Annotated in this window: 16 protein-coding genes; 10 read left to right on the top strand and 6 right to left on the bottom strand. The window is 47.3% G+C overall.

The annotated features are described in order from the left end of the window. Nucleotides 1-113 precede the first annotated feature (113 nt). A complete protein-coding gene (locus tag GJR95_RS18175) occupies nucleotides 114-1532 on the top strand; it encodes a hypothetical protein (RefSeq protein WP_162387214.1) in 1419 nt (472 codons plus the stop codon). On the opposite strand, the gene GJR95_RS18180 is transcribed toward GJR95_RS18175, so the two are convergent. Next, nucleotides 1525-2364 carry an FkbM family methyltransferase gene (locus GJR95_RS18180; protein ID WP_162387215.1) on the bottom strand — a complete coding sequence of 280 codons (840 nt, stop codon included), beginning with the start codon at nucleotides 2362-2364 and terminating at the stop codon, nucleotides 1525-1527. The two genes, GJR95_RS18175 and GJR95_RS18180, sit on opposite strands and share 8 nt — an antisense overlap. A gap of 171 nt (nucleotides 2365-2535) precedes the next feature. Here GJR95_RS18180 and GJR95_RS18185 point away from each other — a divergent pair, with 171 nt between their 5' ends. The 4 genes from GJR95_RS18185 to GJR95_RS18200 all read left to right on the top strand — a co-directional run bounded on the left by GJR95_RS18185 (nucleotide 2536) and on the right by GJR95_RS18200 (nucleotide 6773). Continuing rightward, nucleotides 2536-3810, top strand: a complete 1275-nt coding sequence (locus GJR95_RS18185) for a M20/M25/M40 family metallo-hydrolase (RefSeq protein ID WP_162387216.1) — start codon at nucleotides 2536-2538, stop codon at nucleotides 3808-3810. Between the two features lie 65 nt (nucleotides 3811-3875). Continuing rightward, nucleotides 3876-5036 (top strand): DUF1624 domain-containing protein, encoded by a 1161-nt coding sequence (locus GJR95_RS18190; RefSeq protein WP_162387217.1) that lies wholly within the window; start codon nucleotides 3876-3878, stop codon nucleotides 5034-5036. Between the two features lie 341 nt (nucleotides 5037-5377). Next, entirely contained in the window at nucleotides 5378-6382 is a 1005-nt protein-coding gene (locus GJR95_RS18195) for an NAD(P)/FAD-dependent oxidoreductase (protein ID WP_162387218.1), read from the top strand. Nucleotides 6383-6452: 70 nt separating this feature from the next. Further along, nucleotides 6453-6773 (top strand): 2Fe-2S iron-sulfur cluster-binding protein, encoded by a 321-nt coding sequence (locus GJR95_RS18200; RefSeq protein WP_162387219.1) that lies wholly within the window; start codon nucleotides 6453-6455, stop codon nucleotides 6771-6773. A 65-nt stretch (nucleotides 6774-6838) separates the two neighbouring features. On the opposite strand, the gene GJR95_RS18205 is transcribed toward GJR95_RS18200, so the two are convergent. The 4 genes from GJR95_RS18205 to GJR95_RS18220 form a co-directional block, all read right to left on the bottom strand. Continuing rightward, nucleotides 6839-7366, bottom strand: a complete 528-nt coding sequence (locus GJR95_RS18205; protein ID WP_162387220.1) for a RidA family protein — start codon at nucleotides 7364-7366, stop codon at nucleotides 6839-6841. A gap of 41 nt (nucleotides 7367-7407) precedes the next feature. Further along, nucleotides 7408-7953, bottom strand: a complete 546-nt coding sequence (locus GJR95_RS18210; protein WP_162387221.1) for a GNAT family N-acetyltransferase — start codon at nucleotides 7951-7953, stop codon at nucleotides 7408-7410. A gap of 104 nt (nucleotides 7954-8057) precedes the next feature. Beyond that, on the bottom strand, nucleotides 8058-9158 hold the full coding sequence (locus tag GJR95_RS18215) for a winged helix DNA-binding domain-containing protein (RefSeq protein WP_162387222.1): 1101 nt from the start codon (nucleotides 9156-9158) through the stop codon (nucleotides 8058-8060). A 115-nt stretch (nucleotides 9159-9273) separates the two neighbouring features. Further along, entirely contained in the window at nucleotides 9274-9801 is a 528-nt protein-coding gene (locus tag GJR95_RS18220; RefSeq protein ID WP_162387223.1) for a DinB family protein, read from the bottom strand. Nucleotides 9802-9999: 198 nt separating this feature from the next. Between GJR95_RS18220 and GJR95_RS18225 the strand changes: the two genes are divergently transcribed. Together GJR95_RS18225 and GJR95_RS18230 are read left to right on the top strand one after the other, a co-directional pair. Next, nucleotides 10000-10767: a cupin domain-containing protein gene (locus GJR95_RS18225; RefSeq protein ID WP_162387224.1), complete on the top strand. Its 768-nt coding sequence runs from the start codon at nucleotides 10000-10002 to the stop codon at nucleotides 10765-10767. A gap of 141 nt (nucleotides 10768-10908) precedes the next feature. Then, nucleotides 10909-11703: an SDR family NAD(P)-dependent oxidoreductase gene (locus tag GJR95_RS18230; protein WP_162387225.1), complete on the top strand. Its 795-nt coding sequence runs from the start codon at nucleotides 10909-10911 to the stop codon at nucleotides 11701-11703. Nucleotides 11704-11773: 70 nt separating this feature from the next. Here the strand turns inward: GJR95_RS18230 and GJR95_RS18235 are convergent, their stop codons facing one another. Further along, nucleotides 11774-12013 (bottom strand): DUF3820 family protein, encoded by a 240-nt coding sequence (locus GJR95_RS18235; RefSeq protein WP_162391756.1) that lies wholly within the window; start codon nucleotides 12011-12013, stop codon nucleotides 11774-11776. Between the two features lie 178 nt (nucleotides 12014-12191). Between GJR95_RS18235 and GJR95_RS18240 the strand changes: the two genes are divergently transcribed. The 3 genes from GJR95_RS18240 (at nucleotide 12192) to GJR95_RS18250 (ending at nucleotide 15316) form a co-directional block, all read left to right on the top strand. Further along, complete coding sequence (locus GJR95_RS18240) at nucleotides 12192-13574, top strand: DUF4403 family protein (protein WP_232541235.1); 1383 nt, start codon at nucleotides 12192-12194, stop codon at nucleotides 13572-13574. Nucleotides 13575-13585: 11 nt separating this feature from the next. After that, nucleotides 13586-14380, top strand: coding sequence for a M90 family metallopeptidase (locus GJR95_RS18245; protein WP_162387226.1), 795 nt, complete (start codon nucleotides 13586-13588; stop codon nucleotides 14378-14380). 144 nt (nucleotides 14381-14524) lie between these two features. Then, complete coding sequence (locus GJR95_RS18250; protein WP_162387227.1) at nucleotides 14525-15316, top strand: 3-keto-disaccharide hydrolase; 792 nt, start codon at nucleotides 14525-14527, stop codon at nucleotides 15314-15316. Nucleotides 15317-15404 lie beyond the last annotated feature (88 nt).

Consider the following 15404-nt stretch of genomic DNA (forward strand, 5'->3'; position numbering starts at 1 on the left):
AGATCCAACCTTTGGCCAATTGAATGGGTCTTCGCTATAATTACAAAAAAAAATGAACGCATAACTCATAAAAGTCCTATCACACCATTCTTACGAAAACAGATTCTTACTGAATGACCGTATCAAAAAAACAACTAAGTATACTATTATCAATTTTAGTGCTTCTAACGACACTTACCTATTATCACCGAACACCCACCGGTGATGATGCCTGGTTTGCGGAGCAATCGTACTGGCTTCAGAAGGACGGGATTATTCGATCGGAGTTTTTCAGCGGAATTTTGGGATGGGAAAAGCAATTACTTGTCAGTCATAAATTGTTTCTGGTTTTCGGAGCTGGTTTAATTAAGGTATTCGGCTTTCAGCTACCGACAGTTCAATTTATTGGCTTGGTTTCCTTTGTCGCAATTATTGCAGAGATCATCGTTTACCTGTACAAAAAAGAGCAAAGTGCAACTTCAAGGAATATACTTATTATTCTGGTCCTGATTTTCTCGAATCGGCTGCTCATAAAAATGAGTTTCGAGAATCGGCCGGAACTTATGCTGGCCGCACTGGGATTTGGCTCCTTTTTGTGCCTTCAGACTAAAAGCGTAACCGTCTCAAAAAGCCTTCTCGCCGGAGTGCTGGCAGGCATGGCCATGTTGTGCCATCTGAATGGAATAATCTACCTGATTGCCGGTTTGGGAACGCTTCTCTATTTTCACCAATACAAAAATGCCAGCTATTTTGCGCTGGCAGGCGGCCTGACAGGACTAGTTTATTTTAGCGATATTTTAGTGGCCGAGAATGGTTTTTCGACCTGGTACTATCAGTTTCGCAATGATCCGGCTACACAAAATGCTTTTGGCTGGCGTTCTAAGCTACTTGTGCTGCTGACATTTCCGAAACTGTTTTTTGAATCTCCGGAACAGGCTTCTTTATCGTTGTTGCTGGCATTTCTCATAGGGCATCAGCGAGCCTATCTCAAACAGTTACCAACAGCGCTGTCTGTTTATTCAATCCTGCTCATCACATCGTTTTGGCTGCTGACAAAACATGGATCGGGCACCTATATGCCCCTTTTTATGCCGTTTATGCTGGTTTTAATTTATGAATTATACCGGTCAAAACCGTTCAAAAATTGGGCATTAGCTGGTGTACTTGCCACTTATTTCATTATTGGAATTTATGGTACGATTGAAATTATTCATGAAAACTTCAGTACTGACTATCTGCCCGTTTCTTATCATAAACTTAGAGAACACATTCCGGCCGATAAGAAAGGACTGGTGCCCTTAACATATTTTTTCAATGAATACGAACGGCACCCCTTTCTACTAAGCCATGAAAATTACAAATACCATTCGACGCCCACGAACAACCCATCAGCCCACATGGCAAACTGGGCTCATCAGCGTGGCGCTGGTTTCATTCTAATGGATTACCAATATCGATCTGAGGATTTTTACCCCAAACCCGGCACTGTTACCTTACCATTTTATAAGCTTACCTATTTCGACGGGCGTTTTGCCATTTATACGTCTAGCTGACCGGTGAATTGGGAACAGCATAAAAATTGAAATTCTTCCATCGATTCATATCCTGCGGGCTTAAAGGAATTACGGTTGTACTCTCCTCAAAATCCTCGAAGTAATAGAGTGTATAGCCAAGATCGGCTACCGTGTTATATAGTTCAGTACGTTCATCCAACCTGGATTCACTAAAACATTCCGCGATAAGTACTGGCTTATACTGTAAAATCAATGGAGAAATAGACTCAATCACTTCCTGATCATGCCCTTCAACGTCAATCTTTATCAACGAAAGCCGAGAGAGCTGGTCTTTGTAACGGTCATTCAAAAACGTTTGCAAGTTTATCCCGGTTATCTTCTGTTGAAGCTGAAAGTTGCCATGTTTTTTGGCCTCTTCAACGCTGGCCGAAACTCCTCCATTACCAAATGAAGCTTCAGACGATGAATAAAAAAACTCGCCATCCTCCCTCGTAATAGCGTACGGAAGCGGCACGATATTGGTCGTCCTGCCATTCAGTTGCGCATTAGCAACCAGGATTTCATGAGTCATCGGATTAGGCTCAAAACCCAGTGTTATGCCTTCCTTACCGGCAGCCAGCGCCATTGGCACCGTCGTATCGCCAATGTTCGCGCCAATATCAATGCAAAAACTACCGCGGGGCACAAAACGACGAAAGAAATTGATCTCTCCCTGCGTAATTATTTTTGGTTCAACGAGTGGATTTTTCCAATTGGCGAACTCGACCAATCCATCGTCGGCTAATTGAAAGGTGTCTGTCTCGTGTCCATACTTGCTGGTAATCCGTCTGGCCTTTTTCCGGGCAAATGACTCTTTTAGGTAGTTGAGCATACGTGTTAAAACGAATAAACTTTTACATGGTAGCGGGGAACCTTAGCGGGCCGAATTTACAGAATCGAGCAATTCTTTACGTCTATAAGATGCCATATCCACTAAATATACCCCTCAGATTCTAACTTTCTGTATTTTAGCTCTTCATACAACCTGAAAGAAAGTACCCTCATGAAAAAACTTGCTTTACTACTTTTTTGGGCCAGCACTGGCAGCTTCGGTCAGTCACTCTCAAAACCAGAAACTGCCGTTATCGCCACCGTTCAAAAGCAACTTCCGGAAACGGTTACGTTTTTAGAAAAAGTCGTTAACATCAACAGCGGCACGCTGAATATCGAAGGGGTCCGAACCGTTGGAAAACTGATGTCGGATGAGTTTGATAAACTGGGATTTAAAACCGAGTGGGTTACCCTACCAGACTCCCTCAACCGGGCGGGGCATTTGGTGGCGACCCGGCAGGGCAAGAAAGGAAAAAAGCTTTTTTTGATCGGCCATCTGGACACGGTATTTGAAAAAAGCCTGCCTATGGAGCCCTTTACCCGAGTGAATGATTCGACCGCTTCGGGTCAGGGCGTCAACGATATGAAAGGGGGCGATGTACTTGTTATTGCCGCACTGAAAGCACTTCACGCCCAGAAACTGCTCGATGATACGTCCATCACCATCTATTTTACGGGCGACGAAGAGAGTTCGGGTGGAGCCGAAAGTCGCCGGGATTTTATCGAACGAGCCAAACAATGCGATCTTGCCCTGGCCTTTGAAACCGCCCAGGGGTTGAGCAGCGTTACGACCGGCCGCCGGGGAGCCAGTGGCTGGACGCTGAACGTGAAAGCCCGCTCCGGCCATTCGTCGCGGGTGTTTAGCGACCTTGGCTATGGTGCAATTTATGAAGCCGCCCGCATTCTGACGGAGTTCCGCCGGACGCTGGGGCAAGAACAATACCTAACCTTCAACCCTGGGCTGATCGTTGGTGGGTCGGAGGTTCATTATGACGATAAAACAGCGAAAGCCGAAACCGTGGGTAAAACGAATATCGTTGCGGGTTCGGCGCTCGTAAAAGGTGATTTACGGTTTCTGACCGAAACGCAGAAGGAAAACGCGCGGGCAAAAATGCGGGAGATCGTCGACAAAAGTCTACCGCTCACCAAAGCCAGTATTTCGTTCACCGATGGTATTCCGGGCATGGAGCCAACGGCCGCCAACGATGATTTACGCAAACAGGTCGACAAAATCAGCCGGGATATGGGTCTTGGCCCCGTCACCGCCTTCGATCCGGGTGCGCGCGGTGCGGGCGACGTTTCGTTCGTTGCAAAATATATGCCCTGTCTGGATGGTTTAGGGGCATCTGGAAAGGGAGCGCACAGTATCGAAGAAACCATGAATCTTAAAGAATATCCGTTCCTGATTCAGCGAACCGCCCTCCTGATTTACCGCCTGACAAGATAAAGTCCTTACCCATTTTCAAGCCTTCGAATTACCAACGACTGTATTCCTGAATCCTTCCTTTCCCAATGAACCGAATAACGACAATTGATGTAACGCGCGGACTGGTCATGGTTATCATGGCATTAGATCACGTTCGGGATCTGTTGCACATCACCGCTGTCACGCAGAATCCCACCGACCTTGCTACAACGACTGCCCCGATATTCCTGACCCGATGGATCACCCATTTGTGCGCTCCTACCTTTGTTTTCTTATCAGGAACGTCAGCTTATCTATCGTTAACGAAAAGCCAGAACTCACCTGCTGCCCGGCGTTTTTTACTGAAGCGCGGTCTGGTTTTGATTCTGCTCGAACTGACGATTATCAACTTCGCTTTCTGGTTCGATCTTCAGTTTAGAAGTATGCTGTTGCAGGTAATTTATGCCATTGGTGGCGGCCTTGTTATCGTATCGCTTCTGGCCCGACTGCCCGTAAAATGGGTCGGAATACTAGGGTTGATCATTGTAGTTGGGCATAATTTACTGCAACTGGTACCAGCATTTACCAATCCGACTGCCCGACTAGTGGGTGCCTTGCTGTTTCGGGTCGAATTCTTCCAGCTAAGTCCGGCATTTGCCCTTCTGATTGCTTATCCCGTGATTCCCTGGCTCGGCATTATGCTGGTTGGCTTTGCGTGCGGCTCCCTGATGGAGCAGCCCATTTCAATGCGTAAACGCTCCCTGTTTCGCCTTGGACTAGGCGCATTGGGGTTATTTATCATTCTCCGCTTCATAAACAGTTATGGAGATCCGGCTCCCTGGTCTGTTCAGAAAGATGCATTCTTTACCATACTGTCGTTTATCAACGTAACCAAGTATCCGCCATCACTGCTGTACGATCTGCTGATGATTGGCATTGCCTTACTTATTCTGGCCCTCGCCGATGGAGCCGATAATCCAATCACCCGCTGGCTGATGGTATACGGCAAAGTGCCGATGTTTTATTACATCATTCACTGGTATTCCATTCATCTGCTCATGATTGCCATGGTCCTGCTGGAAGGATACGGATGGAAAGACATTCAGGCTGGTACGCTGAATTTTGGGCGACCCGCCGGAGCGGGTATTTCACTCGGCCCGGTTTATCTGGTCTGGTTTGGACTTGTGTTGTCCTTATATCCGTTGTGCCGTTGGTATGGCCGTTACAAATCGGCTCATCCAGAGATAAAAATCCTTCGCTATGTGTGATCAGAGCCAGGCCGGCAAGAGATGCGATATACCACTGAATTAAACCGAAAGAGTCGGTAGAGGACTGTTTTTACACCTCTTGATCTCTTTCAGGTCAATTACGCGTATGTATTGTTCTAAATAAAGCGCAGGATCGGAGTACTGTTTTTGATCGCTTCATATTCTTTCCGGTTATCCCTCATTACCATTTGTCATAGCGTTTTCTGTCAGCTGCCTTGCATGCAGACGCTACCTTTATGCCGAATTATTCCCGTATTCAGTTCGTTTTTCTTGTAGAGCCTTTCTGAATTTTCGCTTGGAATGAGCAACGAAGGCCGACAATTGATTTGTACAATACAACCATGATTACCACAGATATTTGCATCATAGGCGCGGGGCCGGTAGGCCTGTTCGCTGTTTTTGAAGCCGGTTTATTAAAGATGCGCTGTCACCTTATCGATGCACTTCCGCAGGTGGGTGGGCAGCTTTCTGAAATTTACCCACAGAAGCCTATTTACGATATTCCCGGTTATCCAGCGATCAATGCGCAACGGTTGGTCGATAACCTGATGGAACAGATCGAGCCGTTCCATCCTTCGTTTACGCTGGGCGAACGAGTTGAAACACTGGAACGCCAGGCCGACGAATCCTTTGTGATTACGACGAACGATGGCACTTCTGTTCACTGCCAGGTGGTGGTTATTGCCGGAGGGCTCGGTTGTTTTGAACCGCGCAAACCGGAAATCCAGAATCTGGAGCAGTTTGAAGGAAAAGGAGTTGCTTACATGGTTAAGAATCCAGAACAACTTCGCGACCGCCGGGTAGTACTGGCCGGTGGTGGAGACTCGGCCCTCGACTGGACCGTTTTCCTGGCCGATGTGGCTAAAGAAGTGACGCTCGTTCACCGGAGCGATAGTTTCCGGGGTGCACCCGATTCTGCCGAAAAAGTGTTTGACCTGGCCAAAGAAGGCCGAATCAATCTCGTACTGCAATCCAACATTACCAGTATTCACGGCAACGGGCATTTACAGGAAGTCAGCATCACGGCAAAAGACAAATCAGTAACCAGTCTGGCTGCCGATAACCTGATTCCATTATTTGGTCTGACACCTAAGCTAGGCCCAATTGCCGATTGGGGGCTTAACATCGACAAATCCGCCATTCTGGTCGATACGACCGATTACTCAACCAATGTTGAGCGGATCTATGCCATCGGCGACATCAATTCATACCCCGGCAAACTGAAACTGATTTTGTGTGGATTCCACGAAGCCGCGCTCATGTGCCAAAGCGCATTCAGGTACGTGTATCCAAACCAGAAACTAAGCTTCAAATACACGACCGTTAACGGAATACCAACGTTTTAATGTGAATTGGGTGATTCTGATAATTACATAAATAATCAGTGATCGAATCACCCATTTCCCAACACCAATAATGATACAATTCACGATAGAAGACCGCGATGGCGAACGGCAAACACTTGAAATTCCGGAAGGCATTAATCTGAGCCTGATGGAGGTCCTGAAAGCCTCAGATTATAATATTCTGGCAACCTGTGGCGGTATGGCCCTTTGCGCAACCTGCCATGTGCAGGTACTGGAAGGATTCGACGCATTACCGCCCGCCCGCGATGCTGAATTAGATATGCTGGACACCCTGCCCGATGCCGACCCGGACAGTCGACTGGCTTGTCAACTTCGTGTCGATGAATCCATCGAAGGCGGTGTTTTCAAAATAAGAGGAGAAGAACAGTAGGCTGTCTTCAGTGGGCAGTTTGCCTGTTACCTACTAGTTACTGCCTACTGCTCACTGAAGACTGTCTACTGTCTTTCTATTTCTACGATCATTTCAATCTCAACGGCATAGTTTGATGGTAATGCGGCCATGCCAACAGCTGAGCGGGCATGTTTTCCTTTATCGCCAAAAAGGGCCACCAGCAAATCAGAACAGCCATTGATGACTTTGGGCTGATCGGTGAAGTCGGGCGTTGAGTTGACAAATCCGGTAACTTTCACAATACGCCTGACAAGTGCAAGCTCTCCCAGTTCGGCTTTAAGCGTAGAGAGGAGCGAAATGGTTGTCGTTCTGGCGGCTTCATACCCTTGATCGACAGTCAGGTCTTTGCCAAGCTTACCCGTGATTCCTGTCCCGTCGGCGCGGGTCGATACGTGCCCCGCCAGAAATACCAGATTGCCCGACCGCACCGCTTTAACGTAATTACCAGCCGATTTGGTTGGTACAAATAACTCGATGCCCATTTTCGTCAGCGTCTGTTCGGGCGTTTGCCCGTGTGAGTAATTGACAAAGGCGAATACGAACAGAGCGACGAGTAAGTAGTTGATTTTCATAAGAGGAGACTGGCTTAGAGATGCTTAAGACTGGCTGGCGTTTATATGTTCTGACTGGGCATTCGTTTTTCCATGACCATAAACTCAAGTTGTTGCCTGGGATGGCCAAAACGAGGATCAGTAGGAAATGGCTTCATTTCACCGGTTGGTTGGTAACCGCGTCGTTGATACCAGGCAATCAGTTCGTGTCTGATGGTGATAACCGTCATCGTCACAACCCGGCATTGCTGCTTAACAGCCAGTTGTTCGGCAGCTTCCAGCAGTTTCCGGCCAATCCCTTTGGCCTGCGCATCAGGCGAGACGGTCAACATACCCAGATATAGATCGGAATATTTCGTGCCTGTATCTTTTCGCTCCAGATAGACACATCCCAGCAACTGGTTATCCTCTTCATATTTCAGGACAGTTGCCGCTGGATTCAGCAACATGGTTTTCAGTCCTTCTTCATCGGTTCGAATGCCGCCAAGCAGATCAGCTTCCGTCGTCCATCCTTTGCGGGAGCTGTCGCCCCGGTAGGCACTATTGACCAGTTGGTTTAATGCAGCAATGTCCTGTTCGGTAGCCGTAGAAATAAGCGCATGGTTCATAGGGCGCAAATATATTGGGCTTCTGCTAAAAACAAACGCCTGGAGTAACGACCCCAGACGTTTGTTTCCAGATTTTGATTTGCTTTTATACCAGATGTATCCAGTTAGGGCATAGCCACGCCAACCTCCGCCGGCCATACAGCATCGAGTCCCTTAAACTGGCCATATCGTTGACTGGTCACCGCAAAGGCTTGCTGCTGTTCTTCCGTTAGCGGATAAAAGAGAGCGGGGTCAATTGACACGATATTCTTTTTGATTGTTCGTTTCCAGGTACCAACAACCCGACCATCGATAACCAGTATTGGGTTGAATATGCCATTCCCGGCACTTACGACCTGCTTAAGATCAAGCGCACCGAGTGCAGCACTACGATCTTTATAGCCCACCAGATACTCGTCGAAAGACGGTAGCAAATGAACGACCAGTGATGTATCCTGAAAATTTGGTTCCTGTTGAGTTCTCCAATATGTTTTTCCATTCGTTGTTTCCTGCACAAGCTGTGCGTTGAGCATCGATAGCCCGGTCCTAGCTTCGGCCACGGTCAGGCCCGACCACCACACAAAATCCTGTATGGTGGCAGGCCCGTGGCTCATAAAATACCGCTTCGTCAGTTCGGCCAATGCTTCGTCGTGTTCCATCGATTTCGTAGCGGGAACCCATTCATCAAGCAATGTATAGGTGTTTTCGCTCCCTCGCCGAACGCCACAACAGATTATTCCATCGAATGCGGCCCGTACCAGTAGCCCGTTGATGCGTAGGTCATGCGTTGGAATACCGACCTGTTCAAGTGCGTCTTTCAATTCACTCCGAATGAGTTGCTTACCTCCCTGCATGGCCCGAGCCATCGCGTCGTAACTTTTAACCAGCGTTTTTTCATCGAGTTCTAGTCTTCGCAATAAACCCGAACAGGCCACATAAAGCCGGGGTCTGAGCAACGTCAATAGCCAGCGACTATCATCAGCAGCAATCAGATGCAGTGTGCCCCGCATTGCCCAGGTACGAATTATCGACCGATCGACGATAGCCTGCTCTATGGTTTCTTCAGTAGCACCTGGCATACGCAGGCCAAGCGCCCATTTTGCCGCTAGAAAATCCTGCGCCTGCATTGCCCCGAACCATGCAACCAGATCACTCGGTTTCATGAATGTCGACTCTGTGATTTGTTGATTGGCTAACCGGTGCTGATTAATCGTCGACTCTGTCATTTCGGAAAAATTTGAAAATCAGGCAGTTCTGTGAATGGGCAATTGAAGGCAACCGATTAACCAGCAAGGTGTCGAATTGAATCCAATTACCCATTCATTCTATTTACCAAATTAATCAACCAATCAGGCGATAAAAATTATAATCCGTCATGGGGGCATCCTTCAGGCCAATGGTATGACCAATGGTGATAAGCTGACCCCGATGATAGGTGCTGTGGTTCATGCAATGCTGAATAAACGAAATACGTGGCTCTATCCCATCGGCCCAGGGTGTTTTCAGGATCACTTCTTCCTGCAATTCAGCATCGGTCAACGATTTCACATAGGCAGTAAACTCGTTCGACTGATCAATTAGTCCATCAAATGCTTCATCCAATGTACCATAAAAGCCGTTTTGCCGAAATGACGCTGGTGCTTCAACCTGCTGCAAAACCGAAAGCCAGAACCGTTGTGTATCCCAGATATGCACCAACGTTCCTTTAATACCCGGAAAACTGGATGGCACTTCCAGTTCCATCAAACCCGACGGTTTGGTCTGGAGCCATTCGACTAGCCGTTTGTTAGCCCATTCGTTGTAAACAACATAGTCGCTGATCAGCGCTGCAATGGTCAGGGGGGTCTTTACTTCGGTTGCCTGTGTCATGATTGGTATTGGTTGTTGGTTTACCTTACAAAATAACACGCTACCACTGACAGCCCTATGTCAGTAGGGTCTGCGATTTTTTTAAAATTTTTCGACTGAATTTCTGACCGAAAGTTATTATGTCTATCGATTTCGTAACCCTATCAGTATTCACTCTGGAATAGATGCTTTTAGGCAAATAGACCTCATCATCACCGCATGAAACCGCTCCTTTCGCTCTTCTTTCTTTTCAGTTCGACAACCTTGCCCGTGTTAGCCCAATCAGTCGATTCCGGCGTTTATGTCTGGGCTAAATCCCCCGTCAGCAGAAAGGCTACCAGTGAGCAACGAACCCTTCTTGAGGGTACAACGACCGACTTCAAGCATATGAAGATCCACGCGACTACCCTACCGGCTCATCAGGCACCACATCCTGCTCACAAACACGACGACGAAGAACTGATCATCATTAAAGAAGGCAAACTGACCATTACGATTGAAGGAAAAACCAAAACTTTAGGCGCTGGCAGCATCGCCCTGATGATGCCAGGAGACGAGCACGGCTTCGAGAACAAGGGCGATTCGCCAGTCACGTATTTCGTGATGCGGTATGAATCGAAAGAGCCAAAAGATCTGGAACGAGGCAAAAAAGCGGGTGGATCGTTCTGGGTCGATTGGGATGAGGTTGAGTTCAAACAGCACGATAAAGGCGGCATCCGGCGTATGTTCGACCGGGCTACTGCCATGACCAAACGCTTCGAAATGCACGTCACGACCCTAAATCAGGGCTTATGGAGCCACCCGCCCCACACCCACCGGGCCGCTGAAATCCTCCTTATGACGGACAACACAGCCCAGGAAAGTATTGATGGAAAGCTCTTTTCGGCCACCAAGGGTGATCTGATTTTTCTGGAATCCAATGTACCTCACGCCATTCAGAACACCAGCCAGGGTAGCTGTACTTATTTCGCGTTTCAGTTCGAGTAATCAGGTATTGATTTATTCCGATTCAATGATGATATACGATCCTTTTCGGGGAAAAGAACCTGTGTCTTCGAACATCCGTTACTACCTAACCTGACACGCTAGGATTAGCTCTACAACAAAAGGTCAGGTAGCAGTAACACCATGAATCTACAACTCAACAACAAGATCGCGTTAGTAACCGGCTCTACTGCCGGTATCGGTCTGGCAACTGCGCGAAAACTCCTCGAAGAAGGCGCTCATGTAATCATTACCGGTCGTACCGAAGATCGGATTCAGTCGGTTATTCAGCAGCTAAAAAGTCAGTTACCTGACGCCAATGTTCGCGGAGTGGCCGTTGATTTTTCGCAGAAAACAGCTGTCGATAACCTTCTTAACGAAGTTCCGGAAGTCGATATTCTGGTAAACAATGCAGGCATTTTCGAACCAAAAGCCTTCGTCGATATTCCTGACGAAGACTGGTTCCGTTTTTTTGAAGTAAACGTCATAAGTGGTATTCGGTTGGCACGGCAGTATTTTCCGGCCATGCTCAGCAAAGGCTGGGGGCGAATTTTGTTCATTTCCAGCGAATCGGCTCTGCAAATTCCCGAAGAAATGATTCACTACGGAATGACCAAAACGGCTCAGTTAGCCGTAGCGCGAGGACTGGCCGAATTAACGAAAGGTACGGCCGTAACGGTCAATTCGGTGTTGCCCGGTCCGACAGCATCGGAAGGTGTTCAGGATTTCGTGGCGGATATGGCGAGGCATCAGAATAAAGATCGGGATCAGGTTGAACGGGAATTTTTCCAGACAGCCCGACCCACGTCGCTTCTTCAACGATTTTCCACTACAGATGAGGTCGCTAATATGATTGTGTATCTGAGTAGCCCACTGGCATCTGCCACAAATGGCTCAGCCATTCGGGTTGATGGAGGCACGGTAAAAGCAATTGTGTAATCCGACTGCTCTCCTACTCAGTGAATTCAAAAGATTGACCCTGAATTTCTCAACCCTTATGAGTTACTGCTCATAAGGGTTTATTTTTTAATCCGTTCAGCAAATACTCCAGTCCATTTAATCTGATTTCGTACATAGTTTGAAGCAGCATGCCCAGTTTACCGGCCGGAAAGCCGTTCTGTGAAAACCATTCCAAATACGAAACAGGTAATTCCCTGATTAGTCGACCTTTGTACTTACCAAAAGGCATCTGATACTGAATTAATTCCTTCAGTATAGTGGGGTCGCCATGCGGTATCTCTTCTGCCATTGAGTAATTAGCTAATTCGTAGTAAAGAAGCAAGGTACCAAAACTGGTCTGAAATACCCAGTCAGCTGAATTACCCATCGGGCAAAGAAACAACTGAAAAGAAGGGAAGTTAATAGTAAAAGCTTGTGGCATGCGTTGATGGACGACGCATGATCAGGCTATTTATCACTACACATTAATGATACGATCAGGAAGAATCCAGTTGCCTTTTGCGCTGGCAATGCTTCTGTTTATGACGCAATGCCAGCATATAAATACCGAACCTCCCAACCCACAGGGGTTTGATCCACCCATTCCACCCATGATTTCGTATCTGGCTGGCCCCATTACGTTTCAGCTACGCGAACTCCAGGACAAAATCAACCGGGAGCTTGATCCGGTCCTGATTGGAAACGATTCAAAAGAGGGGAAAAACGGCGGCATATTGTCGTTTAGGGTTGAACGTTCCGGCCCGGTACAGATTCAGTATAAAAATCAACAGATTCTCCTTTCTGCTCCCCTGCAACTTTGGCTAACTAAACCGTTCAGCTCCGACAATACGCCACCCAAGAAGCCATTCTGCGCCTTAAATGTCAACTTTCAGAGCCCATTAAGTGTGACTCCAAACTGGCGTCTTGCCAGTCAGGTTAAATTTACCGATTACCAATGGATCACTAAACCGGAAATCCGGTTGCTGGGTAAAGAAATCTCGTTGACAAACTTGGCCCAGAAAATACTGGATAAGCATCGAACTTCGATCGAGAAAGCCATTGATTCAGCGGTTTACAACGATCTGCGACTCGATAAAACAGTAAACCCAATCTGGCAGGATATTCAAAAACCCTTGTTGATCAACGAACAGTATGGTCTGTGGTTAATACCAAAACCGATCAGTGTTGCGGCTAGTCCGATCACGGGGAATACGAAAGCCATAACTACTCATCTGCGCATTGCCTTTGAGACGCAGACAGCGTTAAAACCCAAAGAACCCACCCGCCCCAAAGTGCCACTCCCTCAGTTACAGAAACGGGATACAGTGTCACAAATCTCAGAACTACATGTCATGAGTTTTATTCCGTATGCAGATATCAATCGGATGTTGGCACGTACCTTCGCGAAGGAGCCGCAGAAATTGGCACTTGGTATGCTGACGATCAAAAAGGCATCGGTGTATGGTGGGCAGCAGGCCCTGCTCGTTAAAGCTGAAGTTAGCGGACTGGTCGATGGAATTCTTTACCTGCGTGGCCGTCCGGCGTTTGATACAACGACAAATACACTACATATCCAAAACTTAGACTTCGATAGTACAACGGACAATGCCCTCTCGAAAATCTCCAATTCGATTGTGCACGATGGGCTACTCAAGGTACTGGAAGGCCTGCTTGTTATTCCGCTTGGGGATCAGATCGCGAAATTGCCTCAGCAAATCAACGAGGCCTTTGAAAAAGGACCGGGCAAAAAGATGGACATGGGCATTCAGTCGTTTCAGTTTGTTCCCCAGAAAATAGCGGTCCTACCCGATGGTATTCAGGCGTTGATTCACATTAAATCTAAAGTTGGCGTTCAGATTCAAAAATTGTAAGCCCTTAAACTATGCTTATTCTAATCGGTGTCGTTGTGCTGCTCGCTGGCTGGCTGATCTGGCGAAACAGGCAACAGAAAAGACAGGATTTAATACCTCTACCCACCAACTATCCGCAGCTTTTGCAGGACAATGTTCCTTATTATCGATCACTAAGCAACGATAAAAAGAAGCTGTTCGAAGATCGGATCAATCATTTTCTGCATCATATCCGAATTGAAGGTATTGGAACAACCGTCGATGATATTGATAAAGTATTGGTAGCCAGTAGTGCCATTATTCCAATTTTTGGCTTCAGCGATTGGTACTATCCATTAACCGATGTGCTGCTCTACGAAGATCGGTTTAATGAAGCCTACGAAACCTCGGGCGACGGACGGAATATTCTGGGTATGGTGGGCGAAGGCGGGGCCTTAAAAAGCGCGATGGTTCTCTCGAAACCGGCGCTCCACGAAGGATTTGCCAATGAAACCAGTAAAGGAAATACGGGCATTCACGAGTTTGTTCACCTGCTCGATAAAGTCGATGGTGCCACCGATGGCCTGCCGGAATACCTGCTCGACAAAAGCCATATTAAACCCTGGCTTCAACTGATTCATAAGAGCATCGATGACATTAAAGCCAACCATTCCGATATCAATCCATACGGTATAACCAATGAAGCCGAGTTTTTTGCCGTGGTTTCTGAATATTTCTTCAAACGTCCCGATCTGCTTCACGAAAAACACCCGGAGCTTTTCACCCGACTGGAGGAGATCTTTCATCAGAATCCGTCTGAACCCACAAAAGAGCTTAATCCATTATAAACCGTCGTCTGTAAGGCCAGTTAATGGGTAGATGGCTCGCTCATACGACTTCGTTCGGTAGGCCCTTGCCGTGAATAATCCCAACTGCATTGGTTGCCGACAGTGCCCGTTTTCCCTGAACCACCAAATTTCCTGTTTACTAAAATGAAACATAGTATCCGTAAACCAATTGACGTATTACAATCCCTGCTGATCGCTGCGGTTTCACTTTGCGTTTCCTTAAACGCCATAGCTCAGGTGGGTGTTGGTACCAAAGCACCCAAAGGAGCTGAAGTTTTGTTTGATGGGTCGCGCAAGATGCTCGACGAAAAATGGACCTATTGGCAGGGGCCTCGTTTAGCGACAACATTACCCATCAAATGGGCGATTGAAAAAGATCCGGCGGGTAACGGAACAGTGGTAAATACGAATGATCCATCGGCTGCGGGTGGTAAATATGGGGCCGCCGATATTGTAACGAAGCAAACCTTCCGCGATTTCCGGCTTCATGTGGAGTTTTACGTGAGCAAACCGGGGGGTAACAGTGGCGTGTATCTGCAAAACCGCTATGAGATCCAGGTATTTGATGGTGATACAACCTCCCACGGGTTAGGCGCTGTAATCAATGAATCCCCATCGCCCTACAAACTCTATACAGGTACTGGAAAGTGGAATGCGTATGACATTGAATTTCGGGCTGCCCGTTTCAAAGATGGCAAACGCACAGAACCTGCGATGGTCACCTTGTACTTAAATGGCAAAAAAGCGCATACAAACCAAACGATCAATCAGGTTTGGGGAGGACCAAATTCAGGAATTGATGGCGGAAACGATGGTGGTAAAGGTATTACAGATACACCCGGCGGGCTGAAATTACAAGCCGAAGGTCACGATGTACTTTACCGGAATATCTGGATTAAAGAACTGGACCTAAAACAGGCGACTACGGATTATTAATTAGTTATGCAGGCAGGAGCCTTTTACCGACGAACGGCTTCCAATCAGTCGTTTGCAACTTTATTAGTTCCAAAGGTAGAAAACTCCT

The sequence above is a fragment of the Spirosoma endbachense genome (genome assembly GCF_010233585.1).
Taxonomy (GTDB): domain Bacteria; phylum Bacteroidota; class Bacteroidia; order Cytophagales; family Spirosomataceae; genus Spirosoma; species Spirosoma endbachense.